Source organism: Allobosea sp. BE125 (assembly GCF_031456075.1).
Classification (GTDB): Bacteria; Pseudomonadota; Alphaproteobacteria; order Rhizobiales; family Beijerinckiaceae; genus Allobosea.
On sequence record NZ_JAVDTY010000009.1, the window covers coordinates 127,000 to 152,461 of the forward strand.

General features: G+C 64.9%; 21 protein-coding genes. 12 read left to right on the forward strand and 9 right to left on the reverse strand.

Going from position 1 to position 25,462, the window contains the following annotated elements; all coding sequences use genetic code 11:
- Positions 1-19: 19 nt before the first annotated feature.
- The 7 genes from J2Y55_RS19985 (at position 20) to J2Y55_RS20015 (ending at position 7,580) form a co-directional block, all read left to right on the forward strand.
- A complete protein-coding gene (locus tag J2Y55_RS19985; RefSeq protein WP_310157164.1) occupies positions 20-643 on the forward strand; it encodes a LuxR C-terminal-related transcriptional regulator in 624 nt (207 codons plus the stop codon).
- A gap of 289 nt (positions 644-932) precedes the next feature.
- Complete coding sequence (locus J2Y55_RS19990; RefSeq protein WP_310157167.1) at positions 933-1,625, forward strand: sugar transferase; 693 nt, start codon at positions 933-935, stop codon at positions 1,623-1,625.
- Between the two features lie 75 nt (positions 1,626-1,700).
- A complete protein-coding gene (locus J2Y55_RS19995; RefSeq protein WP_310157169.1) occupies positions 1,701-2,858 on the forward strand; it encodes a glycosyltransferase in 1,158 nt (385 codons plus the stop codon).
- 37 nt (positions 2,859-2,895) lie between these two features.
- Positions 2,896-3,588, forward strand: coding sequence for a class I SAM-dependent methyltransferase (locus tag J2Y55_RS20000; protein ID WP_310157171.1), 693 nt, complete (start codon positions 2,896-2,898; stop codon positions 3,586-3,588).
- A gap of 67 nt (positions 3,589-3,655) precedes the next feature.
- Positions 3,656-3,916 (forward strand): hypothetical protein, encoded by a 261-nt coding sequence (locus J2Y55_RS20005; protein ID WP_310157174.1) that lies wholly within the window; start codon positions 3,656-3,658, stop codon positions 3,914-3,916.
- Positions 3,913-5,919 (forward strand): glycosyltransferase, encoded by a 2,007-nt coding sequence (locus tag J2Y55_RS20010; RefSeq protein ID WP_310157176.1) that lies wholly within the window; start codon positions 3,913-3,915, stop codon positions 5,917-5,919. The genes J2Y55_RS20005 and J2Y55_RS20010 overlap by 4 nt, the downstream gene beginning before the upstream one ends.
- Positions 5,919-7,580, forward strand: coding sequence for a Wzz/FepE/Etk N-terminal domain-containing protein (locus J2Y55_RS20015; protein ID WP_310157504.1), 1,662 nt, complete (start codon positions 5,919-5,921; stop codon positions 7,578-7,580). The genes J2Y55_RS20010 and J2Y55_RS20015 overlap by 1 nt, the downstream gene beginning before the upstream one ends.
- A gap of 433 nt (positions 7,581-8,013) precedes the next feature.
- Here J2Y55_RS20015 and J2Y55_RS20020 read toward each other — a convergent pair whose 3' ends face one another.
- From J2Y55_RS20020 to J2Y55_RS20035, 4 genes are all read right to left on the reverse strand, one after another.
- Positions 8,014-9,417, reverse strand: coding sequence for a hypothetical protein (locus J2Y55_RS20020; protein ID WP_310157178.1), 1,404 nt, complete (start codon positions 9,415-9,417; stop codon positions 8,014-8,016).
- A 369-nt stretch (positions 9,418-9,786) separates the two neighbouring features.
- Entirely contained in the window at positions 9,787-10,902 is a 1,116-nt protein-coding gene (locus tag J2Y55_RS20025) for an acyltransferase family protein (RefSeq protein ID WP_310157180.1), read from the reverse strand.
- Between the two features lie 168 nt (positions 10,903-11,070).
- Positions 11,071-12,516: a lipopolysaccharide biosynthesis protein gene (locus tag J2Y55_RS20030; protein WP_310157182.1), complete on the reverse strand. Its 1,446-nt coding sequence runs from the start codon at positions 12,514-12,516 to the stop codon at positions 11,071-11,073.
- Between the two features lie 94 nt (positions 12,517-12,610).
- Complete coding sequence (locus tag J2Y55_RS20035; protein ID WP_310157183.1) at positions 12,611-14,587, reverse strand: hydrolase; 1,977 nt, start codon at positions 14,585-14,587, stop codon at positions 12,611-12,613.
- Between the two features lie 265 nt (positions 14,588-14,852).
- Between J2Y55_RS20035 and J2Y55_RS20040 the strand changes: the two genes are divergently transcribed.
- From J2Y55_RS20040 to J2Y55_RS20050, 3 genes are all read left to right on the forward strand, one after another.
- A complete protein-coding gene (locus J2Y55_RS20040) occupies positions 14,853-16,202 on the forward strand; it encodes an FAD-dependent oxidoreductase (protein WP_310157185.1) in 1,350 nt (449 codons plus the stop codon).
- A gap of 76 nt (positions 16,203-16,278) precedes the next feature.
- Positions 16,279-17,373 carry a glycosyltransferase family 4 protein gene (locus tag J2Y55_RS20045; RefSeq protein ID WP_310157187.1) on the forward strand — a complete coding sequence of 365 codons (1,095 nt, stop codon included), beginning with the start codon at positions 16,279-16,281 and terminating at the stop codon, positions 17,371-17,373.
- Positions 17,374-17,422: 49 nt separating this feature from the next.
- Entirely contained in the window at positions 17,423-18,355 is a 933-nt protein-coding gene (locus tag J2Y55_RS20050; RefSeq protein ID WP_310157190.1) for a glycoside hydrolase family 16 protein, read from the forward strand.
- A gap of 276 nt (positions 18,356-18,631) precedes the next feature.
- Here the strand turns inward: J2Y55_RS20050 and J2Y55_RS20055 are convergent, their stop codons facing one another.
- From J2Y55_RS20055 to J2Y55_RS20075, 5 genes are all read right to left on the reverse strand, one after another.
- Positions 18,632-19,108 (reverse strand): YHS domain-containing (seleno)protein, encoded by a 477-nt coding sequence (locus J2Y55_RS20055; protein ID WP_310157193.1) that lies wholly within the window; start codon positions 19,106-19,108, stop codon positions 18,632-18,634.
- 26 nt (positions 19,109-19,134) lie between these two features.
- Positions 19,135-19,620 carry a hypothetical protein gene (locus tag J2Y55_RS20060; protein WP_310157195.1) on the reverse strand — a complete coding sequence of 162 codons (486 nt, stop codon included), beginning with the start codon at positions 19,618-19,620 and terminating at the stop codon, positions 19,135-19,137.
- Positions 19,621-19,662: 42 nt separating this feature from the next.
- A complete protein-coding gene (locus J2Y55_RS20065; protein WP_310157197.1) occupies positions 19,663-21,063 on the reverse strand; it encodes a tetratricopeptide repeat protein in 1,401 nt (466 codons plus the stop codon).
- Between the two features lie 70 nt (positions 21,064-21,133).
- Complete coding sequence (locus J2Y55_RS20070) at positions 21,134-22,402, reverse strand: OpgC family protein (RefSeq protein WP_310157200.1); 1,269 nt, start codon at positions 22,400-22,402, stop codon at positions 21,134-21,136.
- A 72-nt stretch (positions 22,403-22,474) separates the two neighbouring features.
- Positions 22,475-23,458: a CE1 family esterase gene (locus J2Y55_RS20075; RefSeq protein WP_310157202.1), complete on the reverse strand. Its 984-nt coding sequence runs from the start codon at positions 23,456-23,458 to the stop codon at positions 22,475-22,477.
- 167 nt (positions 23,459-23,625) lie between these two features.
- Between J2Y55_RS20075 and J2Y55_RS20080 the strand changes: the two genes are divergently transcribed.
- Positions 23,626-24,198: a sigma-70 family RNA polymerase sigma factor gene (locus J2Y55_RS20080; RefSeq protein ID WP_310157204.1), complete on the forward strand. Its 573-nt coding sequence runs from the start codon at positions 23,626-23,628 to the stop codon at positions 24,196-24,198.
- Between the two features lie 120 nt (positions 24,199-24,318).
- Positions 24,319-24,960 (forward strand): NrsF family protein, encoded by a 642-nt coding sequence (locus J2Y55_RS20085; protein WP_310157206.1) that lies wholly within the window; start codon positions 24,319-24,321, stop codon positions 24,958-24,960.
- Positions 24,961-25,462: the final 502 nt, after the last annotated feature.

The following is a 25,462-nucleotide window of genomic DNA, read 5'->3' on the forward strand; positions in this document are numbered from 1 at the left end:
TCCATATGGAGGTTGGCCTATGCTGCCATTCGAGCGGCCCGCTCGCATTTTCCTCGCAGACGAACACCCGATCTTCTTGGCGGGTTTGCGATTTTGCCTGGCTGAGCAACCTCATGTCGACGTGATAGGGGAAGCTCATTCGTCTGCCCATCTCGCGCAAGTCATCGAGAAGGCCGCTCCCGATGTCGCGGTGGTGAGTGAGAGTTTCAACGGCGTCTCGGTGGCCGAGGGCATTTTGAATGATCTTCCATCGCAGCGGGTGCTCGTCGTGGCGGAAGAACTCGATAATACGCGGGCGCACCAGTTGCTGGCCTTGGGTGCGCGCGGCTATGTCCTGAAACAGTCGCCAGGCTCCGTTATATGCAAGGCGATCGCAACAATTCTTCGCGGCGGCCAATTTCTTGATGCCGCCGATACCGTGCAGACTCCAGCGGGGAGGCGGCGCGGATCGGCCCTGACCGACAGGGAGCAAGAAATTCTGCGCCTGATCGCCCTGGGGTTCAGCATTCGTGAAGCAGCCGAGCGTATCGGGATTACCACCAAATCGGCCGAAACCTACAAGGCGCGCGCGAGCCATAAGCTGAGCATCGCCAGCCGCCAACAGATCGTGCAGTACGCCATCACCAAAGGATGGTTTCAGTAGATCGATCGAATAATTCCTCAGATTGATCGGGACGTTCTCAACGAACCTCCATCTGCGTCAGCGGGACGCAGGCGCAGACCTGTTCAGGTTTGATGGTCTGCTTGCCGAGATGCCATAGAAAGGGGCGGAATCAGACAGGATTTGTCAGGGAAATTACTGACAACGCCCAAGTCGTGACCGATTTCAAAGTGCCATGAACAAACATGGTGCAGTGCAAAAAACCCTATTGTTATGTATTCGTGTCGCGTTAATAATCTATTAAGATGCGGTCTACGTGTAGGGTGCTGCAATGAGCCGATTTCCGGACTCTCAAAATTTGCCGGTGTCCTTCTCTCTACCTCTGCGTGCATCGCGGGGTGAGTACAAGTTAACTAGGTTTTGGGTAAAGCGCGCGTGCGATCTTGTAGCAGGCGTGGCTCTGCTCTTCCTGCTGGCGCCGCTTATGCTTCTGATCGCCGGCCTGATCAGGGCAGGCGACGGCGGTCCTGCGTTCTTCCGGCAGGCGAGGGTCGGTCGCAGTGGCAAGAGTTTCCGCTGCTGGAAGTTTCGCACCATGGCCAGCAACGCCGAGGAAGCGCTCCAGCGTCTGCTCGCTTCCGATCCGGCCGCAGCGCAGGAGTGGGCTGAAAGTCAGAAGCTGACCCGTGACCCGCGGATTACGCCTGTCGGCGCGTTCCTGCGGCGCTCGAGTCTCGACGAGCTGCCACAACTCTTCAACATCGTCTCCGGCGATATGAGCTTCGTCGGGCCGCGCCCGATCGTGGCGGCCGAGCGCGAGCGCTACGGCGAGGCCTTCAATCATTGCTTCTCGGTCCCGCCCGGGCTCACAGGCCTCTGGCAGATCAGCGGCCGCAGCGACTGCTCCTATGCCACCCGTATCTCTCTCGACAGCCAATATGCCTCGGACTGGCATCTTCTGCTCGACGCCAAAATCCTGGTGAAGACGGTGCCTGCGGTGCTGATGCAGAAGGGCAGTCGTTAGGAGCCGTCCCGAGCCGCGAGCCTGCCAAGCAAATTCACGCCCAGACCAAGTCGGTTCCCTGGAGTTCATCGGGCCATGAAAGTCGCAATCGTTCACTACTGGCTTGTTGGCATGCGCGGCGGCGAGAAGGTGATCGAGGCGCTGTGCCGGATGTATCCGGACGCCGACGTGTTCACCCATGTCTACGTGCCCGACGCTGTTTCCGAGGAAATCCGGCGCCACAAGGTGGTGACGAGCTTCATCGGTCGGCTGCCGCGCGCAGCGAAGCTCTATCAGCGCTATTTGCCGCTTATGCCTTTGGCACTCGAACAGCTCGACCTGCGCGGGTACGACCTGATCATCTCCAGCGAGTCCGGACCGGCCAAGGGCATCGTGCCTCCGCCAGGCGCCATGCACATCTGCTATTGCCATTCGCCGATGCGTTACATCTGGAATATGTTCCACGAATACAGGGAGCGTTCCGGGCCGATCACACGGTTCGTCATGCCGGTGTTGGCACATTACATACGCAACTGGGACAGCGTCTCCGCCAATCGCGTCGATCACTTCATCGCCAACTCCGAGACGGTCGCCGCCCGGCTCCACCGCTACTATCGCCGCGCCTCGACCGTGATCCATCCCCCGGTCGACGTCGATGCGTTCGAAGTGCTCCCGAGCGACCTCATCGAGGACTATTGCCTGATGGTCGGCGAGCTCGTCGGCTACAAGCGGCCGGAGCTCGCGGTCGAAGCCTTCAATCGCACCGGCCGGCGCCTGGTGGTGATCGGCGGAGGCGAGATGCTGGCCGAACTGCGCCGCATCGCCAAGCCGAACGTGACCGTGCTCGGGCCGCAGCCTTTCAGCGTGTTGCGCCACCATTATTCGCGCTGCCGAGCCCTGATCTTCCCCGGCGAGGAAGACTTCGGAATCGTGCCGGTCGAAGCCATGGCGAGCGGGCGGCCGGTGATCGCCTTCCGCCGCGGTGGCGCGACCGAGACGGTGATCGACGGCACGAGCGGCGTCTTCTTCGATGAGCAGAGCGTCGACGCGATCATAGCCGCCGAGGAGCGAGCACGGGTGATCAGCTGGCAGCCGCGCGAGATCGCAGCCTATGCGCGCAATTTTTCGACGGCGGTTTTCGAGAAGCAGATGGGGCTTCACATCAACCAGCTGCTCAAACCGTTGGCCGGGACGATCTCGATGAACAAGCCGGCGGCGCAGCAACGCCCCGCCCTGGTCCAGAGCTTGGCGTGATCGACGCTGCCCCCTCGCGACATCCGGAAAGAATCCAATGCAGACGATTTACCAGAGTGAAGTCTACGCCGATTTGAATCCGAGCTGGCACGAGGAGGATTCGCCGTGGAAGGCACGGCAGATCGAGACGATCCTGCGCAAGAACGCGATCAGCTTCGATAAGGCGTGCGAGGTCGGCTGCGGGACCGGCGAGATCCTGTTCAATCTGGCGAAATCGTTCCCGACGGCGCGTTTCCACGGCTATGAAATCTCGCCGCACGCCTATCAGCGCGCCAAGTACAAGGAGACCGACAAGGTCACCTTCTCACTCGGAGATTTCACGACAGAGGGCGCATCGGATTACGATCTGCTCGTGATCGCTGACGTGATCGAGCATGTCGAGGATTACATCGCCTTCATCAAGGCGCTGCGCGGCAAGGGCCGCTACAAGGTCTTCCACATCCCGCTCGATCTCTCCGTCCAGTCCCTGCTGCGCGGCTGGCCGATCACCAAGCTGCGCGAAAATGTCGGTCACCTGCATTACTTCTTCAAGGAGACCGCGCTCGCGACCCTGGCCGATTGCGGCTACAAAGTCGTCGACCACGCCTATACGGCGAGCCGGCTTGAGTTGCCGAACCAGACGCTGAGCAGCCGATTGATGCGCTGGCCGCGCCGGTTCTGCTTCTCGCTCAACCCCGATCTGACGGTGCGCGTGCTCGGCGGCTATTCGCTGCTGGTCTTGGCCGAATGACCATGGCTGGCGGGCACGACCGGAGCGGAGGCTGGCGGTGGTGGCCGCAGCGAAAGGCGCGGGCGCCATGAGCATCGCTTTGATCGGGGTGCTGACCCTCCTCATCGGACTGGCCTGCCTGATGCCGGGCACGGGCGCGCTCGTCCACCGGCTGGCGATCATGGCAGTCCCCGGGGCGGCCGCAGCCATGCTCATCGGCAGCCTCCCCATCGGGCCGATCATCGATCAAGGCTTCTTCTGCATGCTGGCCGCGGCGGCCGCGGCGATCAGGCCGCAAGGCTCGGATGTCCCCAAGCCTGTTCCTTTGGTCACCGGAGCAAGGCTATGACGGAGAGCTTCGCGGTGAACGGCCGCTTCCTGTCGCAGGACATGACCGGCGTCCAGCGCTACGCGCGCAACGTCGTCGCGGCGCTCGATGCGAGCCTCTCGGCGGCCGGCCAGAAAGCCGCCTTGATCGCGCCACCGGGCGCAGACGCCATGGCGCTGCAGGCGATCGACATCGTCCGCGGCGGGCGATTGAGCGGGCATGGCTGGGAGCAGCTCGAACTGCCGCGGCTCTGGCCGGGGCGGCTCCTCAACCTCTGCAACACCGCGCCGGCACTGAAAGGCGACCAGATCGTCTGCATCCACGACGCCAACGTCTTCACTGCGCCTGAGAGCTATGGCCGCGGCTTTCGCACGGCATACCGGGCGTTGCAGCCGCTGCTGGCGCGCCGCAGCGCGCGGATCGCCACCGTCTCGCAGGCCTCGGCCCGGCAGTTGGTGCGGCATCTGCCGCTTCGCGCCGCCGATATCGCCGTGCTTCCGAATGGCCACGAGCATGCGCTGGCCTGGGATCCTGCCAAGGCGGATCAGGCTCGGGGGTTGCTGGCGGCGCGAGCCGATGCCGAGCGGCCCTTCGTCCTCGCTTTGGGCTCGCGTGGGCGCCATAAAAACCTCGCGCTCCTGGTCAAGATCGCGCCGCAGCTGGCCGATCTTGGCCTCGACGTCGTCATCGCTGGCGGCGGCGGCGGCATCTTCGCGGAGGAGCGGCTTCCGCAGGCGGCCAATGTCAAGCTGCTGGGGCGGGTCAGCGACGACGACCTCGCCTTCCTGCTCGAGCGCGCGCTCTGTCTCGCCTTCCCGTCCTGGACCGAGGGGTTCGGCCTGCCGATCCTCGAGGCGATGGCGTGGGGCTGTCCGGTCGTCTCGTCCGATCGCGCCAGCATGCCGGAGGTCTGCGGCGACGCCGCGTTGCTCGCATCGCCAGCGGACCCGGCCGCGTGGGTCGGGCATGTCAGGATGCTGGCGGAATCGGCAGCCCTGCGGCAGGAATTGAGCGAGCGCGGCCGCGGGCGCCTGCCGCTGTTCTCCTGGCGCAGCACCGCCGAGGGCTATCTGGATCTGGCGCAGTCGCCGAAAGCGCGCCGCGCCGCGCCGACGCTGCCCGCGACTCCGGCCCCGCGCATCGCGGCTGTCATTGCCACCCGTGGCCGGCCGGAGGTGGTGACGGAGACGGTCCTGCACCTGCTCGCCCATCAGACGCTGAAGCCTGACAGCGTCATCGTTTCCTGCATCGATCCGGCCGATGCCGGCGGCCTGCAGGGCCGTAACGATGTCGTGGTGCTGACCGGGCCGGCCGGGCTGGCGGCCCAGCGCAACACGGCGCTCGCGCATCTGCCACGCGGCACCGAGATCGTCGCCTTCTTCGACGATGACTTCGTCGCCCATGAGGACTGGCTGGCCACGGCGGCCCAGACGTTCCGCGACGAAGTCGGCATCGGCGCCTTCACCGGCCGGGTCCTGGCCGATGGCGCGACCGGCCCTGGCATCCCGCTTGCAGAGGCGATGAGGCTGGTTGCCGCCCCGCCGCCGAGCGACTGGTCCTGGATCGAGCCCTACAGCCCATACGGATGCAACATGGCCTTTCGCCTCGCCAGCATCGGAGACCTGCGCTTCGACGAGCGGCTGGTGCTCTATGGCTGGCTCGAGGACCGTGATTTCGCGGCGGCTTTGGCACGGCAGGGCGGCGGGCGTCTGGTCAAGTCCGCCGGCGCGATAGGCGTCCACATGGGCGTCAAGGGCGGGCGCATGGCAGGGGAACGCTTCGGTTACTCGCAGATCGTCAATCCGCTCTACATGCTGCGCAAGGGCACGATGACGCTCGGCCAGGTCGCCGACCATCTCTTCCGGAACATGTCGAGCAATCTCGGACGCTCGCTACGCCCCGAGCCGTTCATCGATCGTCGCGGCCGTCTCAGGGGCAACCTGCTCGGGATCGCCGACATCCTGCGCGGTCGCTTGCAGCCTGAGCGCGCCGCCGCTCTGCAGCCGAGGGGGAAATTCAGATGATGTTGGGAAAGCCGGGCGCATCCGGCGCGTCATTCCGGATCCTGCCCCAACCGGAACCTCTCACGTCACAGAGCAATGATGGCCCGGTCGCCTTGCTCCGCACGATCGGTGCCGCTGGTCTGCGTCACAAGGGCAAGCTGGCGATCTGGGTCGCACTCTGTCTTGTGGCGGCGGCGGCCTATGTTCGAACGACGCCGCCGACCTACACGGCGGCTGCAACGGTGCTCCTCGAGCCGCGACGGCAGGTTCCGAGTGTGGCGCGCGAGGTCGCCGCGCCGAGTTCGCTCGACCTGAACGCCGCCGACAGCGAACTGCAGGTGATCCGCTCGGAGCGCCTGTTGAGCACGGTCTTCGATGCGCTGGCCTTGAGCAACCATCCGGAGCTGGGTCCGCAGCCCCCGGGGCTGCTGCGGAGGCTGGCCAACCACGCCGGCGCCGCCCTTCACAGTATCTGGACCACATCGACCGGCGCGGCTCAGACGGAAGCCTCGCTTCGCGTCGATCCGCGGCGCAACGCCTTCGAGAATTTCGCGCGACGCTTTTCGGCGCGGCGCATTGGCCAGTCCTATGTGCTCGAGATCAGCTATTCGTCGGCCGATCCAGAGCTGCCCGCCCGGGTCGCGAACGCGGCCGCTTCCGCCTATCTCCTGCAATCGGTTGCGTTCAAGGCCGATGCCGCACGCAGCGGCGCCGAATTCCTTCAGGGCCGGCTCGATGCGCTCTCGACCCAGGTCGGATCGGCTGCGGCCGCGGTGAAGGCCGGAGCCCTGCCGGCGCTGCCGATCCCTGATGCCGATGCACGGCTCATCGGGGCCGCGCAGGCGCCGCTCGGCCCTTCGGCGCCACGCGGTAGCCTGATCATCGCGTTCGGGGGTGTCTTCGGCCTGTTTAGCGGCATCTTGGTCGTGGCACTCGCCTCGGTTTTTGACAGGCGTGTGCGGCACCCGCAGGAACTGGCGCGTGAGACGGGCCTTACCTGCCTCGCCGTCGTTCCGGAAACGGGCCGCGGGCGTGGGATGTCGCGCGTCTTCGCCTTTGATAGGGCCATGCTGGTGGGCGAGAACGCCGGCGCATTCGCGGATGCGATCCGCGATCTGCGCGCCGCGATCGAGTTCGCCTGGACGACGAGTCGCACCGAGGGCAACCCGGTGGTGGCGATCGGCTCCTGGCGACCGGGCGTTGGCGCTACGCTGTTGACGATGAGCCTGGCGCAACTGCTCAATCATCGTGGCCGGCGGGTCAGCGTCTTGAGCGCCGCTGCACCTTCGTTCCGTGGGGAGGATGGTAGCCCTGGCGGACAATCGCTGACCGACGTGATCGCCTCTGGCGGTACGGTGCAGGCTGCGTTTGCCAATATTGACGGGGTCCGCCTGCTTCCTATCAGCTCGGCAACGCCACAGCTGAACCGCTTCGTCGATTTCCGCGATCCGCGTGCGGGGCAGGTCATCGCGCAGGCAAGGCAGCGTGGTGACGTCTTGATCGACCTGCCACCGCTCTGCGGCACGTCCGATGCCGTTGCGCTCGCCACCCATGCCGACATCGTCGTGCTCGTTGCCCGCGAAGGCGTGACGAGCTTCGACGAATTGAACGATGCGCTCGCCCGCTTGCAGCGCGCTGGCGTCACCGTGATTGGCGCGGCGATCAATCGCAGCCGGCACTAGAGCATTGATCCTGCTCTAACTCCTTGATGAGAGACGGATTCAGATTTCAGACGGATCACGACGCGACCCCGTCTCAAGTCATCCGGATCTGGCAGCCCCTGCGGAAACGCCGCGGCGACCGAGTGCCGCGCGATATCCCGGCCAAGGCTCTCCGATGCGGGGCGCCTCACGCGGGCGCGCTGCTTCAGCATCCCGGCGTCGGGCGGCGTCCTGGGCAAAAGGTCCGGAACCGCTGACGCGTTGCACTCATCGAAGGGGCTTGCCTGATCGCTTCGAGCGACCCGCGCTCGCTCCGGGAAAGTTGCAATCGCAGGCGCAGTTGGAGGGGCCGCTTATCGCCAGGCCTGAACGCCTGGCCAAATGCGGAACGGAACTCGAAGAGAAGATGGGTTTGGCTGGCCGGCCGTCGACAGGATCTGCAGCGATGCCGAGGTCAGCGCTTGGCCATTCCGGCTGCTGCAGTCGCATCGCTCTCATCCGGCATGGCGCACGCCAACGCGGCCATAACATAGAACATGAAGCCTTGGTCGACAGTCGGCGCGGATACGAGGCCGCCAACGATGAGGCTGAGGCAGCCGTTCCGGGCGGCCATCCGCGTATCAGCCGCCATCCGCGTATCAGCGGAGTATGTCGGCCGCTGAGCGCGGGTGACGCCAAAGGCCGACAGGAGGAACAGCAGGTAAAATATCGCGCCGGGAATTCCAAGGTTCGATAGCACCGCGAGCGGAAAACTCGAGGTGCGATTGGTCCCGAGGCCAACTCCCAGCCCCCAGGTGTCAAAGAAATTCTGAAGCGCATAGGCATTCCACGACGACCGCTCCATGCCGGAGTCCGTATTCGACTTGTTCAGAATGAGGGTATCGACATAGCTGAACAACACTCCATAAATATCGTTGTTAAGCAAAATAATCATCGATGCAAACAATAGGATTGGAGGAGATAGAATCAGTATCAATGACGTATGCTTGCTGCAATTATTATTTATCGCCAGATTAAGTGCCGTTATGTAGAGTATTGCCATAATCAGCGGAGCGGCGAGCAATCCTGTAGACGAGGTCGAAATCAGGATCAAAATCAAAGATATTAATGCGAGTGGCCCGGTCAGGCCGGGCTTCCGTCCACACACCCATAGCGTTCCGGTAAAACCAAGCACGCCGAGCGACGTTCCGGCAAAGGCTGAAGCTTCGGGCCATGACCCAACAATACGCTTCATAGACCCGACAGATTCTTCATGATGCATCGTATAACTGGCGTTGCGGATGAATTCCAGTAAGAACTCCGTTCCGCTGGCGGATGTAACGAGATCCAGTAATGCAAAAATGATATTGGCCACCGTATAGGCCAGTAGGCCAGTGACAACAGCATCAAATCCTCTTCGACTTGTCGAGATTGCCGATGTGACGGCGAAGCATATGACTCCTGCCGTAAGATAGATCGATTGGGTGAGGTTGCTGGAAATCGGCCCGACAGGAACTTGTTTCCCTTCGAATTCAGAAGCGCCGAGTGGAATGATCGTGGTTGAGCCGGCGAACAGGCGCGGCCAGAACATCGCCGTCAGGACGCCGTAGACCAGAAAGCAGAAGAGCCAGAACCCAGGGGCAGGGGGGCTGATCGATTTGATCGCGGCATCGGCATTGGCTCGCCAGCTCAGCGTCGAGAAAGCAAGAAAAACAAGAAACAGATGTGCAGGCTGGATATTGTTCGAGCCGACGAGTACGGCTGCGGCAGATCCGAGGACCGTCAGACAGATAAACGCGATCAGCATCGCCCTGTAGCCGAGCGGCAGGCAAAGCAGTCCAATCGCAATCGTTATCAGGCCGATCGGCTCCAGACTCATTCGAATATGCTCCGCGCACCGACGCGCAAGACACCTCCTGGCCGCTCCCGATGCCTTCGGCTAGCAGTCAGCGATATCAAGCGCACTCATCCTCCAGAGTGCATCGGCACGGTTGCAGCTCGGACCGTCCCGACCAGTGACATTCGTTCGCCCGGCATCGTGGCTCCTTGCCTCATCGCGATCCAGGTCACGTTCATGCAATTCGATTGCCAGAGGCCTTGCTGTACGGAGCGCCGCCTGCGTCGGCGTGCAGGACCGGCAAGCGGATGAGCGTCTTCGGGTTTCGACAAGATGCCGGCTCCACAGCTGACGCGCTCTGGAGGCGCAGGCGCTCGTGGCGCGACGATGCCGGAAGCAGCACGTCGATATCTATGGATTTTCACGGCCCTGGCTAGGATCCGGGCTTTGAAGTCGCTTCGGAGCCCAGCGGCTTTTCAGCCCGGTTGCGAGAGCCTGATCGCATACGGAAAATAGACCGTCACGGAGAACGGAGTATCGAAGTTCGAGTTTTTTCAAACGTTCACGTAGCAGGAGCGCTCGCTTTTCGATCATGTGCCAGGAAGCGTATGCGACAAGAAAGACAATCGGTGCAGATACGATCAAATTAAACCACCAGTGGCGGAACTCCGGAAATGCCGCGGAGACGGCTTGCTGGATGGGAAAGCCATATAAAAATATCCCGTACGAGTAATCCCCACTGGAGACGATGGGCGACTTCGGCGGGTTCATCAGGCCGAGATAAACCGTGAGATATGCGAGCGGAAGGGCCGCAAGCGCATTGATGATGGGAAAGTACAGGAGCAATGATCCAACCGCGGTGCTCAGCGCGAATAGATTGAAGCTCCACGCGATTATATGCCGAAGCCTGTACAGGAGCGAGCCATACAGGAAAGACAGGACGAGTACCGGGCCGCGCACCGTGCCTTCGTCGACCTGTACACGCGTGTATATGAGAATTATGACGGCAATCTGGACCGCTATACAGGCGGTGATCAACAGGGTAGTCGACTGATAAAAGCGAAAAACAAATAATAGAGAAATCGCGATGTAGCAATATAACTCGTATGGCAGCGTCCATAATTGGGCATTGACTTGAGTTGTCGGGTTTTCGAGAAAAACGCCCGGCAGGTAATACCTGATTATTCCAAAAATATTTGAAGTATACGCCCAGAAATTGCCATCCGTCAGATATTGAGCGAGCGTATAACTGGTGAATATCGAGCCAAGAACCACCATGGCGACCAGTGACTCGACGGCCAAAGCGGGGAGGAGGCGCAGCAAGCGAAGCCCGATGAACCCGAACAGCGTCCGTGATCGCTCCAGGCTTCCGGAAACCAGAAAGCCGCTGAGCGCGAAGAACATCGGAAGTAAAGCTGCCCAAATCGGTCGGGTCGGACCAAGGGCGAGCGATCGTTGCCCATCTATTCCGTATGATACGATAACGGTATGCCAGGCGACGATGGCGAATGCCAGGGCGACGCGCATATAGTCGAACCCCGACGGCCGCCCTTGCGTCGCCTGTAGACGGTCACTGAGTGTCATTGGCTGCCTGCCCCCTGGGTCGAACGGATAGCCGCATCGTTAAGCATGCAAGAATCATGGCGTCCCGGCAGGTGGCCGAGCCTGTCGTGATTGGAGGGGCAGACCCCTGTCTCATCGCCACCAGCGATCGGCCAGCTCCAGGCGCCCGGCGCCAATCGTGAGCCACATGCCGCAGGCGAGCAGGGTCAGCCCGTAGAGCAGTGCGCCGAGTGCCGCGACGAGTGCGAGTTCGGCCGGCGCCGGCAGATGCCAAGCGGTGAGGATACCACGCAGGCCGAGCACGCCGGCCGTCATCACGGCCGCCGCAACGGCAATCTTCCAGAGATTGAGGAGCTGCTCGGCGATACCGATAGAGAGCAGGCTGCGGAGCCAGCGCAGAAAGAAAGCCGCCATGATTGCAGCCGCGATGAGCCGACCGGCCGCCATGCCGACGGCGCCCCATTGCAGGAAGCCGATGACGACGGCGGGAGTGCGAATGGCGAGATCATAGAGATTGAGCCGGAAGATCACCTCAGGCCGGCCGAGCGCCAGGCTCAGCGAATACAGCGTCTGGAAATAGGGCGTCGCCATCACCGAGAGCGACAGCAGGCTCAGCAGCCAATCGGCGCCATGCCATTTCGGGCCGAGCAGCACCTCGACGATCAGATCCGACGTCAGTGCGATTCCCAGGCTGCAGGGCGCTGAAGCGAGCATGCTGAAGCGTGCCGCCTTGAGGAAGGCCAGCCGCAGGCGCTGATCCTCCGCCTTGATCCGGGCGAACGCGGCCATGATCGGTTGCAGCGCCGGCCCGATCAGGCTCTGGGTCGGCATCACCGACAGGTCGGCCGCGACTGCATAGCGGCCGAGCGCCTCCTTGGCGCCGCCGAGCCCGAGCAGGATGCGATCGAATTGCCAGTTCACCGCTGAGACGAGCTGGGAGCAGGTAAACCAACCAACGAAACTGGCAAAATCCGCCATTCGGGACAGCGACAGCGCCGGTCGATAAGGCGCGAGCAGGTAGGAGATTGCGCAGCCGAAGACGGGGGCGGCGACGAAATTGACGACCAGGGCCCAGTAGCCGCCGCCGAGCAGGAGCGTCGCGATGGCGAGACCGAAGGCTGCGAGCTTGCCGCCGGTCTCAAGCAGGAAATTGCGCAGGAAGCCGAGCTCGCGGATGAACATGACGAGGCCGGGGCTGGCGAGGCCGCGCGCGATCGGAGCGAAGGCGAGCGCGAGAATGACCGGGACGAGCCGCGGATCGCCGTTCATCCAAGCGAATGGCCAGGCGACGGCGAGCAGAATCAGGGAAATTGCGAGGCCGCGCAGCGCGCCGAGCGTGAAGCCGGTGTCGAGATGCGCCTTGTCGACATGAGGCAGGCGGACCAGCGCCTGCGTCACCGGAATCTCGAGCACCACGTCGACGATCGCGACGCAGGACAAGGCGAGCGCCGTCAGGCCGAAATCCGCCGGCGTCAGCATCCTCGCCATGATCAATAGCGTGAAGAAGTCGATGAACCGGCCGAGGAAGCGGGATGCGACCAGCCAGCCAGCGCCTTGGAAGGCCTTCATCGCCAACATGGCGATCCGTCCTCAAAGCTGTGCGGCATGCGTAGCCACAGATCTCGGCCTGCGCTGAGCGCTCTGGGAAACGCCTGGATCGCAAGGCATCCCATCAGCGGTGGAAACCGGTGGAGAGTCCGCGCAGAGCATGAAAGGCTTCGACCGCCGTCAGCAACGGCAAGCGCGAGCGCGGAAAGGCCCGCACGATCGCGCCTTCGCGCCAAAGCTGGGTGCGGATCGATGCCAGCCGGGACAGCGCGCTGCCCGGCAGCGCTACGCCATCTCCGACAGTGCCGGCCCGGCCGAAATCGACGGAGCGTTCGCCGATAGCCAGCGCCGCGAGGTCGGCCTCGACCGGCCAGGTGACGGCCTGCCTGAGCCGCGGCCAGGCGCGGGCCGCATCGGCCAAGATCGCCGTTCCGCTGTCTACGTCGTCGATATAGGCGAGGGCGCCGGACAGAAGCGGATTACCGGCGGCAGGATCGACGGCCCCAAAGGCAATGTCGCCGGAGTTGCAGATGATCGCGCCGTCTGCGCCTTCGGCGAAGGATCGTACAGACGCAATCGCCGGCTCGAACAGGCTTTCGATCAATTGCCAATAGCGCAGCACCGTCGACCGGACAGCGAGGGGGCTGTAGCGGCTGCGCTCGACGGTAAGCCCGACGACGCGCGGAAAATGCTCTTCGCTGAGGCCCTTGTAGTTGCAGCGCGCGAGTTGGATGGTCTCGAAGCGCAAATCCGGCAGGCCGACTGCGAGCAGGCGTTGGGTGCTGCCGTAAAGCCCCGTGTCGCAGAGGATGATCCGCTTTGCGCCGCAGCTGGTCGTGGAAAGATGGCGTTGGAAGAGAGTGTTCTGCCTGTCGATGTCGGCGGTGACGGCTGCACCGGCCGGCCTGTCGAGCATGGCGAAGAAGCGCTCTGGCACAAACCGTTCATTCCATGACTCGAGCAGCTCATAGCGACCGCCACCCAACGCTGTGGCGACGTCGGCGAAGCTGCTGCCGCGGAATTCGCGCCCGAGTTCGTCGAGAGCTGCCGGGCTGCGGATCATGACGGCCGCTCTTGCCGCAACCAGGCGCGAAATCATCAGGTTCTCGCGGGGCATTGCGAGCGGCAGGTTCAGCCGCTCCGCGACCCGCTCGAACGCTGCCCGGATGCCGAGCCCGCCGCGCGCGCAGAACAGCAGGGCCGCGTCGCCGCGCTTGCGGGCCTCGTCGGCGTAGAGCCAGATAGCCAGGCAGAATTCGGCCACGATCGGGCCCAGGACCTCGCGCCCGAACGCGTGGGGATCGTGAGCATGTCCAGCTGGCGTGCCGGCATGGGCCCGTCGCCTTCGGATGATGCGGCCGAGCTCGTTCACCCCGCCGTGAAGCCGCGACAGATGACGCTTCAGCTTCGGGCGCGGGACGTGGAGCGTGCGCAGGCCGAGAGAGGACGGTACGACGTGGTCGGCGAGCCGATCGTCGCCGATATGCAAGGTCCGCCCGGGATCGACGCCTTCTGCTGCAAGGACGGCATGGAAGAGCTCGCCACGCCGCTTGGTCAGGCCGAGATCGGCGCTGGAATAAATCCGGTCGAGCAGCTCTGGGCCATGAAGATGGCTGACCAACGCGCCGAGCACCGAAGTCGGCAATCCGATGTCGCTGATCGCGATGACGCGCCGGCCTTCTCCGCGAGAGCGGCGCAGCAGTGCTGCGAGTTGCAGGTTCGGGCGTAGCGATGCCTTTTCGATGTCGAGCTCGATCGCGAGCCGCGTCTCGCACAGCGCCGCCATTCGCGTCTTGGGCAAGCCGAGAATGGCGAGCTGGCGCGCGATGACGTCGCGCAGCATGACCTCGCCGTCCTGCTCAGCCATGTCGAGCGCGCGATAGGCCAGCCGCTGCGCCTCCAGACGGGCTTCGACCAGCCAGCTTTCCGAAACCGGCAGGCCCTGTTCGACCAGGCTGCGGGCGAAGATGCGCTCGCCGGCGACGATCCGAGCGCGCTCCGAGCGCAGCGTGCGCAACAGCAAGGTGTCGAACAGGTCGGTCGAGACCAGATCGATCCCCTCCAACAGCTCTGCCTCGTTCGGATGTGGCCAGCCCGGCATCATACGCTCCGTGCCCAGACGCAATGGTTGACGCTGCCGTGACGAAGCGACAGCTGCATGCGAAACCGCATGTCTTACGCAGATGAAGCAGGGACCGTGCCAGTTCAGGATGGTTACTTCGTCGCACCGAGGGCGCGATTGCTCATTCTGATTGCATTCGGCGCATGATTGAGCGGGAAAGGGCGCTGTGTGCCGGCGAGTTTTGCTTTCGGCTGATCTTGAGGGGGGCTAGCCTTCGTTCACACCCGGTCAATGAGGCTCGGCAATGGAAGAGGTGATCCAGCAGATTGGCGATGCCGACAGCACGGCTGCCGAGCGCTGCGACGTCATTGTCCTGGGCGCAGGCGTCTCCGGCCTGGTCTCGGCCTCGGTGCTCGCACAGCAGGGCTGCAGGCGGATCGTCGTCATTGACGAATATCCGCACATCGGCGGCAATCACATCGCCTGGTCGTCGGGCGACTACACCTTCGACATCGGGAGCCTGATTTTCCAGGACGACTCGCCGCTGCTGCAGCATTTCCCGGAATTGCTGCCACTTTACGTGCCTATCCAGCCGCGTTGGGCAAGGCTGAATCCGCAGCGCCTCATCACCGCATATCCAATCTCGGTGAAGGACGACATCCTGCGCGCCGGGCCGCTCGAGGTTGCTCGCATCCTGGCATCGGCGGCCTATGCCCGCCTTTTCAAACGGCGTATGCGCAACGCCCGCGAGTTCGCCCGCCATTGGATTGGGGCCCGGCTGCTGCACCGCTCGGGCCTCGACGCCTACATGACCCGATTCTACGGCATTGCGTCCGATCAGATCGGCATCGAACTGGCGCGCAAGCGCATGCAATGGATCAGCGAGCACGCTTCGCTGCGCGCCATGCTCGGCCGCCTGCGCCGAAGGAAGCCGTCGCCGCCGGGCAATTGCCAGTTGGCCCGCCCGCGCGAAGGCTTCGAGGCGCTCTACGCCACTGCGGCGGCGACGTTATCGGCGCGTGGCGTCAGCTTCCTGATGGGGGCAAAGCTCGACCGGATCGAGAAGCTCGACAATCGTTTCCTCCTGTTCCGCGAGGGGCGGGCGATCGTCGCCGATCGCGTCGTTTCGACGATTCCAATCCCGCAACTGCAGGCACTCTGCAACCTGCCGGTCTCGCAGGAGCTCGAGACGATCACGCTGCTGGCGCTCTATTTCAGCTTCGACGGCGCGCGCGGCTTCGATGAGGAGATCATCTACAATTTTTCCTATGACGGCGCCTGGAAGCGCCTGACGATGTATTCCGACTTCTACGGTCGCGCGAACGGGCGCGAGTATTTCGGCGTCGAGGTGATCGCAAACCATATCGGCAAGTCAGTCGCCCAGGCCGAGGCGGATTTCCGCGCGCATGTCGCGGCGAACGGACTCTTTAGCGGCGATCTCAGGCTCGAAGGCAGCCAACTCCTCGACAACGCCTATCCGATCTATCGCAATGGAGCAGACGAGAGCGCTGCCGAAGCGATCAAGGCCCTGAAAGCCTTCGGGATCGAATCCCTGGGGCGCCAGGGCGGTTTCAATTACCAGCCGACGGCAAGGGTCTCGACGATCGAGGCCGAAGCGGCGCTGCGGAGCACTCCCGCGGTCTCGGCACAGTAAATGCAAGGCCGTTGCGTCCAGCGGCGCAGAGGCGCGAGCGCAGGCGAGTTGGCGGTCCGAGCATCGTGATGGGCCCATGCGTATCCTCCATTTGCTGAATCACACGACGCAGTCGAACGGGCATGTCCACGCGGCGGTCGACCTTGCCTGCGAGCAGGGCCGACTCGGCCATAACGTCGCTGTGGCCAGCGGCGGGGGCGATTTCGATGCGCTGCTCGCCCGCAATGGCGTCAAGGTCTTCACGATCGACCATCGGCGCAAGGCAGCGACGCTGTTGCGCTCCGCCTGGGCGCTGCGGCGGCTGGTCCGCTCGTTCGGCGCCGATATCGTCCATGCCCACATGATGACCAGCGCCGTGCTTGCCTGGCCGATCTGCAAGCTCGCCGGTATCCCGCTGGTCGCGACGGTCCACAATGAATTCGAGAAGAGCGCGATTCTCATGGGGCTCGGGACCCGTGTCATTGCGGTCAGCGCCGCGGTCGGCGCATCGATGCGCCGGCGCGGCATCCCGGCTGCCAAGCTGCGCGTCATTCTCAACGGCACCATCGGCTCGGCTCGCGTCGGAAACCGCGAGACCACCCCGATCGCACTCGCCTCGCCAAGCATCCTCTTCGTCGGCGGGCTGCACCCGCGCAAGGGATTGGCCGATCTGTTCGCCGCCTTCGATCTGGTTCATCGCCGGCATCCGCAGGCGCGCCTGCACATCGTCGGCGATGGACCTTTCGCGCAGACCTACCGCGACATGGTCTCCGGTTTGTCCTGCCGCGAGGCCGTGCGCTTCGAAGGCAGCAAGGTCGATCCCTTCCCCTGGATGCGCGGCGCCGATATCTTTGTGTTGCCCTCTCATGCCGATCCCGCGCCGCTTGTCCTGCCGGAGGCGAGGGAGGCGGGCTGCGCCATCGTCGCGACGCAGGTTGATGGCATTCCCGAATTGCTGGAGGGCGGGGAAGCGGGCCTGCTGGTTCCGGCCCGCGACCCCGAGGCGCTTGCCGCCGCTCTGTCCGACCTGATCGCAGTCCCTGGCGCGATCGGTGATTGGCGCGAGAAAAGCCAGTTCCGGATCGACCATCTGAGGATCGCCCGCGTCGCCCGCGAGACGCTCGACCTCTACGATGAAGCGATCCTGCAGCTCGGCCGGAGGGCCGGCTCGGCACTGCCCCGTACGAATTGAAGACGCGGGAGCTGCTTGCGGCGCCCTGACAGCCACATGGAGATGAGCGATGCCGATCATGCCGTCTCGCCGGACGTTCCTGCGCGCAGCCGCGGCTCTCGCGACAGCGGCAGGCGGCCGCCCCAATTCGGCGGGCGCACAGCAGGATGCGCCGGATCCGACGCTCGGCCGCAAGCTCATCTTCGATGAATCCTTCGCCAGCCTCGATCCGGCCATCTGGCAGGCCGGCCCCAAGGCGACCACCCATGAACCTGGATTCTATGGTCGCTCGGCCTTCAGCCGGCGCGGCGGCGAGGAGGGTTTCGACCCCTATGCGATCGTCGCCGATCCGCTTGCCTCCGGAGGCCACGCCCTCGAGATTTCGGCACGCTATCTCGGACGAACGATGAACGTGCCGGCCTATTACGGCAACGCGCTGCCGGAGTTCCAGTGGATTTCCGGCAATCTCCAGACGGCACGCCGGGACGGGACGATCCTGCGAGGCTGGCGTAACGGCTATTTCGAGGCGCGGATGTGGTTCCCGGCGCATCCGCTGAGCTTCCCGGCCTTCTGGCTGATGAACGGCCGCAGCATCCTCTTCCCGCAGACCAGCGTCGAAATCGACATCGTCGAGCACAAGGGCTGGGAGCATAGGCTCTACGGCGCCTATCTCCACGAATGGGGGCAGCCGGGCGAGCGGCACGAGGGGGTCGGCGTACCCACGGAAGTCGATCTCACCAGCGGCTATTTCCGCTATGGCGGGCTGATCGACGGCGATCGTTGCGTGCTCTATTTCGAGCGCAAGCCGATCCGTGATCCGAAGACCGGCGCCGCGCTCGCGTGGCGGATCGGGCGTGCGAGCGAGATGGATGCGCAGAGCGATGTTTTTTGGCCCCTGATTACGCTCGCCTTGCGAACCGACGTCCCATTTCCGCAGCCACTCAGACCAGAAGATCAACAGGCTCGGCTGCGGGTCGACTATGTCCGTGTCTACGGTAGTTAGCTGGATTGCCCGGCCAATCTCCGCTTTCGGGCAGATAGGAACCTCGGCAAGTCTACAGACTTCCCCCTCAGGGTTCGATCCGCCTGCCCGAATTCCGGAAGCCCTGGCCGCGTCCCAATCGCACCGCAACGCCGATGCCGATCGAAGGATACTCCAGGAGGCTCCCATGCACGCTGGAACGCCTTCGAGACGAAGCTTGCAGCGCTCCCAGCATGAGGGCGGGCATTTCCAAACCCGCTCGTCGATGAGGGCAGGATCGATACGAAAAACCGGTTCTCAGTTTTTCGCATCCTGCTCCAGCTTCGGCCAGTTGGCGTCGGCCCTGGCGATGTAGCTCTGTGGTTTTGCCAGCCAGGTCTTGCGGACTCCGAGGTCGTAGTTGAGGTAGAGCCTGCCATCCACGATCGACCAGGCCTCGGGCTCGATCTTGACGAGATAGCCCCGCGAGGTGCCGTAGGCGCAAAAGCCGCCATAGGCCGGCAGGTAGCGCTGCGGATCGACCTCGAACAAGGCCTTGTGCTCGGCGCTGGTGAAGCGCCAGGTGGCGCCGTCGTGTCGCACCGAGAATTCCGCCTTGCCGAGGCGCGGGCCGCCATTGCGGAAATAGGCGACCGGATCATAGCCGCGGATGGCGACGCCTTCGCTTGAGCCCAGCGTATTGACCGGCTGTCGGGCCTCGGCCCAGCAGCCGGTTGTCGCCAGCGGCACCACCGCAAGGCCGAGCAGTCGCATGAAATCTCGCCTGTCGAGCATGGCGTCTCTCCCTGTCCTGCCGGGGCTCAGGCCCTGCGCGCTTCCAGCGCCTCGAAGACATAGGCCGCGAGGTAGCCGTAGATCGCGTGGCCGATGAGGCTCATGACGGAGAGGCGCGGCACGTCGTTGAGCAGGAAATGCTGGCCGGCGAGCGGCGCGAAGAAGCCAAGCGCGATGAAATAGGTGATCACGCCCCAGATCCAGCCATCGGCCGGCATGCCGAAGCTCTTCACCCAGCGGGTCAGCCCGTAGTAGCCGAGCGGGTAGAACAGGAAGCCGGTGGTGAAGTGCAGCAGCTTGGCCGTCGGCGTCGAGATGGTGAGGCCGAGCTGATGCGCGAAGAGCGACTTGACCAGCTCCGGCGGCTCCAGCGGATATTCGGCGAACCAGGCGGTCGGCACGGCTGAGAACAGCTCCCAGAAACCGAGTGCGGCAAAGCCGCCGAGAGCGAGGTTGAGCACGGTACGCGTCGAAGGCAGGGCAAAGCCGCGGGTCATGGTGGCGGTGGTCATGGCATGAGGTCCTGTCGCGAGGGATCCAAGGGGTCCAAGGGACTAGTGGGCGATGGCAAGTGGCGTGGCCGCGACCGCAAGCGCGGCGGTACGCCCGCTCGGGCGGCTGTGCAGCTGTGTCAGCCTGCGGCTGGCGTAGAGATTCCAGCCGCCGCGCCGGGCGAGGCGCTCGCTGAGGATGTGGTTGGCCCGGTCATGATTGCCGGAGCGGATCAGGCTTTCGATATGGGCCTGCTCGAACAGGTCGCGCTGGGCATGGCTGCCGCCGATGGCGACAAGCCCGCTGCGGGCGCTGCCGAGCAGGCGGGAAGCCTCGGCATAATCGCCTTCATGGAAGGCGATCAGGCCGAACGCCGCGAGCGCGCCGTTGCGGGCGGCTTCGCGCCGTTCGCCGCTCGGATGCGTCTGGCAATCCTCGACCAGCCCGCGCGCGATGGTTTCCGCCGCGTCGTGCTGGCCGGCGCCGAGCAGCGCGAGCGCGTAATGCAGGTCGGCGAAGACGAGGCGGCCGTCATGAACGCGGCTTTCGGCCTTGGCCGCGAGCTCCTCCCAGCGCGAGCCGACATCGACGCCGGCATAGTCGAGCCGGGCCAGCAGCGAGGCGCCGTTGGCGATGTCGCGGTAGTCATCGGTCTGCTCGCCGCGGATGTCCTCGTCATAGAGGCGCAGCACCTCAGCGGTCTCACCGCGCTCCAGCCGGAACAGAGCGAGGTGCCAGACGATGTGGAAGCGCAGATTATTGGCATGAGCCCAGTTGCGGCTGTCGCCGAGCCAGGCGACGCCCTCCTCGCTGCGGCCGGTCATCTCCAGCACATGCGCCACCGCATGGCGGCCCCAGGCGTCGCGCGGGCTCAGGGCGACCGCGCGGCGCCCGGTGCGCTCGGCCTCGGCATAGAAGCCCTGCTCCTCCAGCGCGAAAGCGTAGCAGCCATGGACATAGCCGCTGAGCGGATGGCTGTCCGCGAAGCCGGGGGCGACGCGGCGCAGGCTCGCGAGCATCTCGGCCTGGTCGCCAAGCATGAAGCGCAGGCCGTGCGAGAGCTTCAGCGCCAAAACGTCGAGGGGATGGCTCTCGAGGATCGCCTCCAGGCGTTGCGCCGCCTGGCGCGGCGCCTCTGCGAGCCAGAGCGCCAGCGCCTCGGTGACCATGCGCTCGCGCCGCGTCACCGGGCGCTGCGTCATGGCGGTTTGCGCCTTCGCCAGGCAGTCGCGCGCCGCGCCGAGCAGCTCGGGCCGCGCCAGCGAGAGCAGCATCAGGCCCTTGGCCGCATGAGCGAGCGCGAAGCCGGGGTCGGCCTCCAGCGTGCGGGCGAGATGCTCGGGCGTCGCCGCGGCATGCGCCAGCAGCGCCTCCAGCGTGTCGTTCCAGGCCAGCCTTGCAGCGTCGTTGCCGACGGTGACGCGGTCGCCCGAAAGATCATGACAGGAGAGATCGTGATACATGAGGCTGCTCCATTGTCGCGCCCAACAGGGCGCTCATCGGGGAGTTCGCAGGGCGCCGTTCAAACGGACATCAACTCGCTTCACGGACGCGTGTTGGCAGGGCTGCGGCTGGGGCCGGCTCGTCGCGCCGCGTCGGCTCGGGCTTGGGCTTCGGCTCCAGCTTGGGCGCCGGCCGCGCCCAGGGCTGGCTCTTGAACCAGCCGACGATGGCGGCAACCGTGAGGATCAGCGCAAAGCCTGACAGGTTGAGCAGCGCGACGCTGGCCTCGCCGCGCCCCAGCATATCGGCGGCCGTGCCGGCGAGGCGCGCCAGCACGACGCTGGCGAGGAAAGTCGCGAGCGACTGCCGGCCGATCAGGATCAGGAGATGGCCCGCGCCGCTGTCGAGCCGCTGGCGCCAGGGTTCGATCAGGCTCAGCACGAGATAGGCCAGGGCCAGGAAGTGCAGCACGCGCAGGATATGCAGGTTGCTCTTCTCGGCCTCGGGGATGATCAGCGCGCGCAGGGCCTGCGCGGCCGGCCAGTGCTCCAGGATGCCCCAGAACGAGAGCGGCACGCTGAGCAGGACGAAGCCGGCGGCGGCCAGCATCAATCGCCTGTCGCCGAGCCGCGGCACCGGCAGCCATTTCATCGCGATGAAGAAGCCGATGAAGAAGACGAGCTGCCAGGCGAAGGGGTTGAGGAACCAGCCGGCACCGTTCCAGGGATTGCCGGTCAGGTTGAGTCCTTCGGTCCAGACCAGCGCGTAGAGCAAACCGGCCAGCAGAAAGGGCAGGGCGGCGTGGAGGCGCCTGAGCACCATCATGACCGGCACCAGCGCCAGGATGACGAGGTACATCGGCAGGATGTCGAGATAGTCGGGCTGCCAGGTCAGGGTCGCCAGGCCGACAAGCGCGGTCTCCGCGTCGCTCAGCAGCGGCGGGAATTGCCTGGCGAGCTCGGCCAGGCCGAAGGCGCGGTCGAGCAGGCCTGCGAGTGCGATCAGCGCCAGCACGAGGCCGAGCTGCGCCCAATAGACCTGCCAGATCCGGTAGGCGATGCGCGCCGTGCCGAGCAGGAGGCCGCGCCGGACGAAGACGCTGCCGAAGGCGAGAGCGCTGGCGATGCCGGAACAGAAGACGAAGAGCTCCGCGCCGGAGGAAAAGCCGAAGCGCGCCGGGATGAAGGCGTTCCAGCTGTTCTCCGGCAGATGCGCCACGAAGATGATCAGCATGGTCAGGCCGCGGAAGAAGTCGAGCCGCTCGTCGCGCGGCCGCTTCGACGCTTGCGGCGAGGGGCCGGCTGCGGTCGCGGGCACTGTGTTCTCGGCGCTCTCTGGTGAACTCGTCGCGTGGCGCATGCAGGGTCTCCGGCAGGCCGCGTCGGTGGCTGCGAGAGAGAGATCGCAGCGGCCGGCGCTGCGGTTACATCTTCACGGAAATGTGAGGCTGGCGCCGGTGCGCGCGGGCGGCGCCTCCTGCGGCATGATCAGCTTCCAGGCGCGCTCGACCCAGGCGGCGGAGGCGATGTGGCCCCCGCTATGCAGGCAGAGCTCAAGCCGCGCCGGGCCGTCGCAGTTGCTCGCCAACCTGCAGGTGAGCTCAGGAGGATCGGCAGGCGCTTCCCTGTCGGCGGCTCGAGCGTCTGCTGCCCAATTATCTGCCGCCCAAGACGCGGTGCAGCCGCCAGGCGCCAGAATCGCCAGGCTCTTGAAGACATCGCCTTGCTTGTAGCCGGAGCGCAAGCTGCGCCCGGCCAGCGGCACGGTGGTGTCGCTCACGCCATGGACATGGATCAGGTTCGGGCGCGGACCGGCGCAGCCGCTCGGCAGCGGCTCCCAGAAGGCGCCGGCGATCGGCGCGAACCCGGCAAAGCGCGCCGGCATCCGGCAGGCCAGATACCAGACCATCGATCCGCCCTGCGAGAAGCCGCTTGCCATGATCCGGCCGGGGTCGACCGGGAAGCGCCGTGCGACATCGTCGAGAACGTGGCCGACATAGGCGAACTCATCGCGGTTACGACCTGGCGAACCTGGATAGGACCAGGTGCGGCCCAGGCCTTCTGCGCCCATGCCGTCGGCCGCGATCAGGGCGACGCCGAGGCGTTGCGCCACGCCGACGAGCCCCTGATCGGCGATCGTCTCGTCGGCCGAGCCCTGATAGCCATGGAAATACAGGATCGCGCCGCTGCGCCGCCCGGCCGGCACCTGCGGCAGGATGATGCGGTAGGAACCGGCATCGACCAGACAGCCACCTTCGGTCGGGCAGGAATCGACAGCTTTGCGCTCGGCCGGATTTTGCGCCGGCGCAGGGCCGGTCAGGGCAAAGGTGGCGGCAAGGGTAGCAGCCAGGGTGGCGGCAAGCGCCACCAGCCACCGGGCAAGAGGCTGTCCCGCAGCCAAATCCCTCGCGCTCATGTCCGAGGCTCCTGTGCATGCGCGCCGACAGAGCGCCTCCCGCAGGGGCGAGCCTATAGAGTAGGCCAGCGGGGTTCATCGCCAGATCACGGGCTTGTGAGCCCTGTGACGGCGTGCGACGGAATAAGCCGGAATTTGCCTCGCCATCCCCAAAAAAGCGCACAGCCTTGTCGCTCGCCGAACTCGAAACGCAGCTGCGCCCCGTCTTCCTGGCTGCCCTGGCCGGCGATGCCGCGGCCTATCGGCTCTTCCTCGACACGATCAGCCTGCGTCTGCGCGGCTATCTCAGACAGATGCTGGCGCGCGCCGGCCGCAGCGAGCCGAGCGAGGCCGAGGACGTGCTGCAGGAGACCCTGCTGGCCCTGCATCTCTCCCGCCACACCTATGATCCCGCAAGCCCGGTGACGGCCTGGGCGCATGCGATCGCACGCTACAAGCTCGTCGACCATCTGCGCCGCAGCGGCCGTCACGCCGCAAACCTGCCGATCGACGAGGAGGTGTTTCAATTGGCCGCGCCCGACAGCGCTGCCCCGGATGCCAGGCTCGATCTGCAACGCGCGATGCAGGCTCTGCCGGAGCGCACGCGCGCTCTGATCGACCGGGTCAAGCTTCAAGGGACAAGCGTGGCCGAGGCAGCCAACGCCGCGGGAATGACCGAGACGGCGGCCAAGGTCGCGATCCATCGCGGCTTGCAGGCCATGGCCAAGTTCCTGTCGAAGCGTGGGACACGACCGGCATGAGCCCGATGCAAGATCGATGCGCCGTAACCTTTCGCCGGCTTGCCGCGAATTCCCTCCTGAACCGAACCTGCCCGCACGATCAGAACCGATAAGATCAGACATGCAGACCCAAGGTCACTCATGCAAACCAACGACCTGATCTCCCTCATGGCCGCGAGCCACCAGCCGGTGGATACCGGTTGGCTGAGGCGCGCGACCGGGATCGCCGCGCTCGCAGCGCTTGCGGTCACGGTCGGGCTCGTCCTCGTCACGCTCGGCACGCGGCACGATCTCGCCCGCGCCTGGACAACGCTGCCGGTCATCGCCAAGGCCGTTTTCGGCGCCAGCGTCGCGACCATCGCGCTCGTGCTGTTTCAGAGGAGCCTGCGTCCCGGGTTGAAGGCGGCGCGGCTCCTGCCGATGGTCGCGGTTCCGCTGCTGGTGGTGGCGGCTTGGGCCCTGCTGACCCTGAACCAGGCGCCGAGCGAGCAGTGGAGCGCGCTGGTCTTCGGCCGTTATTGGCGCGCCTGCCTCATCGCCGTGCCACTCTATGCGCTGTGTCCTCTCGTCGTCCTGCTGCTGCTGGCGCGCCGGGGCGCCCCGACGAACAGGCGTCTCACCGGCGCTTGCGCCGGCCTTGCCTCGGCCGGCCTCGCCACGGTGGCGTACAGCCTGCATTGCCCTGACGATGCGGCGCCATTCCTGGCGACCTGGTACACGCTCGCCATCGCGATTATGGCCTGCCTGGGCGCGCTCACCTTTCCGCGCCTGATACGCTGGTGAGGCTGGTTTCAGGCGCCAGCTTTGGCTAGCAGTTGCGAGTTCTGCAGTTTCAGTTGCGATATCTTGACCCACGGCGCATTGCCGATGGCGCTGGGCGGAAAGCTGCTACTCGAACCAGCGCTTGAATTCGCCACATTGTACCCTTACCGATTGTGAATCGGCGACGATTCGTTCGGCCGGCTTCAGTTGCGCCTATCAAGCGCGGAGCCCGCTGCCGTATTCATCGAAGTTTGACCGCTGCCCGAATGCAGCGTGCCGCTGCGCCTAGGCGCACGCCGATTTCCCTAAAACGCAACTGCTGCGCGGCTTAGCCGCGTCGCGAATGGATTCTTATGCATCATATCTCCCAAACCAAGCCTGCAACCGGGCGCTCGCGCCCCAACATGACGAGCGCGGCAACCGCCGCAACCCCAAAGTCCGATCCGAACTGGAAGCCTGAGCCCTGCGGCCTTAGCCGGGCGGAGTTGCGCAAGATCGTCGCGGACATCCTAGGGTGAAGATC

Bases quoted from the DNA above. Each gene is read 5' to 3' on its own strand.
- J2Y55_RS19985 (WP_310157164.1), top strand. From the start codon at position 20: ATGCTGCCATTCGAGCGGCCCGCTCGCATTTTCCTCGCAGACGAACAC.
- J2Y55_RS19990 (WP_310157167.1), top strand. From the start codon at position 933: ATGAGCCGATTTCCGGACTCTCAAAATTTGCCGGTGTCCTTCTCTCTA.
- J2Y55_RS19995 (WP_310157169.1), top strand. From the start codon at position 1,701: ATGAAAGTCGCAATCGTTCACTACTGGCTTGTTGGCATGCGCGGCGGC.
- J2Y55_RS20000 (WP_310157171.1), top strand. From the start codon at position 2,896: ATGCAGACGATTTACCAGAGTGAAGTCTACGCCGATTTGAATCCGAGC.
- J2Y55_RS20005 (WP_310157174.1), top strand. From the start codon at position 3,656: ATGAGCATCGCTTTGATCGGGGTGCTGACCCTCCTCATCGGACTGGCC.
- J2Y55_RS20010 (WP_310157176.1), top strand. From the start codon at position 3,913: ATGACGGAGAGCTTCGCGGTGAACGGCCGCTTCCTGTCGCAGGACATG.
- J2Y55_RS20015 (WP_310157504.1), top strand. From the start codon at position 5,919: ATGTTGGGAAAGCCGGGCGCATCCGGCGCGTCATTCCGGATCCTGCCC.
- J2Y55_RS20020 (WP_310157178.1), bottom strand. From the start codon at position 9,417: ATGAGTCTGGAGCCGATCGGCCTGATAACGATTGCGATTGGACTGCTT.
- J2Y55_RS20025 (WP_310157180.1), bottom strand. From the start codon at position 10,902: ATGCGCGTCGCCCTGGCATTCGCCATCGTCGCCTGGCATACCGTTATC.
- J2Y55_RS20030 (WP_310157182.1), bottom strand. From the start codon at position 12,516: ATGTTGGCGATGAAGGCCTTCCAAGGCGCTGGCTGGCTGGTCGCATCC.
- J2Y55_RS20035 (WP_310157183.1), bottom strand. From the start codon at position 14,587: ATGCCGGGCTGGCCACATCCGAACGAGGCAGAGCTGTTGGAGGGGATC.
- J2Y55_RS20040 (WP_310157185.1), top strand. From the start codon at position 14,853: ATGGAAGAGGTGATCCAGCAGATTGGCGATGCCGACAGCACGGCTGCC.
- J2Y55_RS20045 (WP_310157187.1), top strand. From the start codon at position 16,279: ATGCGTATCCTCCATTTGCTGAATCACACGACGCAGTCGAACGGGCAT.
- J2Y55_RS20050 (WP_310157190.1), top strand. From the start codon at position 17,423: ATGCCGATCATGCCGTCTCGCCGGACGTTCCTGCGCGCAGCCGCGGCT.
- J2Y55_RS20055 (WP_310157193.1), bottom strand. From the start codon at position 19,108: ATGCTCGACAGGCGAGATTTCATGCGACTGCTCGGCCTTGCGGTGGTG.
- J2Y55_RS20060 (WP_310157195.1), bottom strand. From the start codon at position 19,620: ATGACCACCGCCACCATGACCCGCGGCTTTGCCCTGCCTTCGACGCGT.
- J2Y55_RS20065 (WP_310157197.1), bottom strand. From the start codon at position 21,063: ATGTATCACGATCTCTCCTGTCATGATCTTTCGGGCGACCGCGTCACC.
- J2Y55_RS20070 (WP_310157200.1), bottom strand. From the start codon at position 22,402: ATGCGCCACGCGACGAGTTCACCAGAGAGCGCCGAGAACACAGTGCCC.
- J2Y55_RS20075 (WP_310157202.1), bottom strand. From the start codon at position 23,458: ATGAGCGCGAGGGATTTGGCTGCGGGACAGCCTCTTGCCCGGTGGCTG.
- J2Y55_RS20085 (WP_310157206.1), top strand. From the start codon at position 24,319: ATGCAAACCAACGACCTGATCTCCCTCATGGCCGCGAGCCACCAGCCG.